Here is a 1,787-nt window from a genome sequence, read left to right on the forward strand (position 1 = left end):
ACAATGATAGCTGGCAGACTCTCAACTATTATTAGAGAGTGAAGACAAAGTTAAACACACGGGGGTTATCAGAAATGGCTCGTGAACCCAAGTAAAGAAATGATCTGTTAATAGTTTACAAGTGATGTTATTATCACAAGTTGTTATGGGTGTGATCCACATTGAATCAAGTTATTGTTAACAAATGAACAATTCCATCATGTTCACTATTTGACAAGCAGCAAATTGGTTTTCTGATTGCAGCGCTCTGTTAGATGCATTTCATCCGAGACTGCGATTACTCATTCCAAGTGTTAAGCCTGGCCTATGGAGGTGGGGGTAATGAAGAACAGAGTTTTCACGCTTTGTTTGCTGGTGCTTATAGCAGCTGTGGTGCTATTTATAACTGGATGCCCACCCGTTCCAAATACGCTTCCAACAATCACCAAAGTAAGCGGTCCTTCCGGAACAATATCCCAGAGCAGCAGTACATTCAGTTGGAATGGTAGTGATCCGGATGGAACAATAACTAAGTACGAATACAGAAAAGACGGAGGTAATTGGGTAAGCAATGGGACGAGCACAAGCTTTACATGGAGTGAATACTCTGAAGATTCCCACACATTCGAAGTCATGGCTCAGGACAACAAAGGCGCTTACTCCAACATAATAAGCTGGAGCTTTGAATATTCAGTAGGACCGGTGTTGTTAGAACAAATGATACGCGTCGAAGGTGGTACTTTTATGATGGGAGATACCTGGGGTGACGGTTGGTCCGACGAACTACCAGTGCACGAAGTAACACTTGCATACGACTTCGAGATTGGCAAATATGAAGTGACGTTCGATGATTACGATATCTTTTGCGAAGCCACCGGCAGTAGCAAACCTGACGATTGTGGTTGGGGGAGAGGAACGAGACCTGTTATCTATGTGAGCTGGCGGAATGCAATAGCCTATTGCAACTGGCTAAGCGCTAAGGCGCAGCTTCCAGAGGCGTATGATAATGATGGTAAACTATTGGACGGAACCGGCAACGTGACTACTGACATAACGAAGGTTATTGGATACCGACTTCCTACAGAAGCTGAATGGGAATATGCGGCTAGAGGAGGAACCCACAACTCAACCCACAAATATTCTGGCAGCGACGATGTGGAAAACGTTGCTTGGTACAGTGCCAATTCAGGAGAGACAACACACGAAGTGGGAACTAAGCAGCCTAATGAACTTGAGATATATGATATGAGCGGAAATGTGGGTGAATTCTGCAGTGACTGGTATGGTTCATACAAAGGATCTCCACAAACAAATCCATTCGGCAACAGTGGGATTGGGCTGGTGAATCGTGGTGGCGATTGGTTCCACAGTGCGGATCACGCTCGGATATCAAATCGCCCCCTCGCCTACTCACAAAACTACACAAGCCCCCATTTAGGTTTCCGGCTTTGCAGAACTCTGGAATCAGAAAACGCTGTTCCAACAATCACCAAAGTAAGCGGACCATCTGGAACTATATCTCAGAGTAGCAGTACCTTCAGCTGGAATGGAAATGATCCGGATGGAACAATAACTAAGTACGAATACAGAAAAGACGGAGGTAGCTGGGTAAGCAATGGGACGAGCACAAGCTATACATGGAGTGGATACACTGAAGATTCCCACACATTTGAAGTCAGGGCTCAGGACAACGAAGGCGCTTACTCGAGTACAGTAAGTTGGAGCTTTGTATATGATGAGGGTAATCAAGCCCCAACAATCACCAAAGTAAGCGGACCATCCGGGACAATATCCCAGAGTAGTAGCAC

At 45.3% G+C, this 1,787-nt stretch carries 1 protein-coding gene; it reads left to right on the forward strand.

The annotated features are described in order from the left end of the window. Positions 1 to 321: 321 nt before the first annotated feature. Positions 322 to 1,787 (forward strand): SUMF1/EgtB/PvdO family nonheme iron enzyme (locus Y697_RS14500; RefSeq protein WP_147433205.1); only part of this gene is annotated, 1,466 nt, incomplete at its 3' end.

The sequence above is a fragment of the Mesotoga sp. BH458_6_3_2_1 genome (assembly GCF_003664995.1).
Lineage (GTDB): Bacteria > Thermotogota > Thermotogae > Petrotogales > Kosmotogaceae > Mesotoga.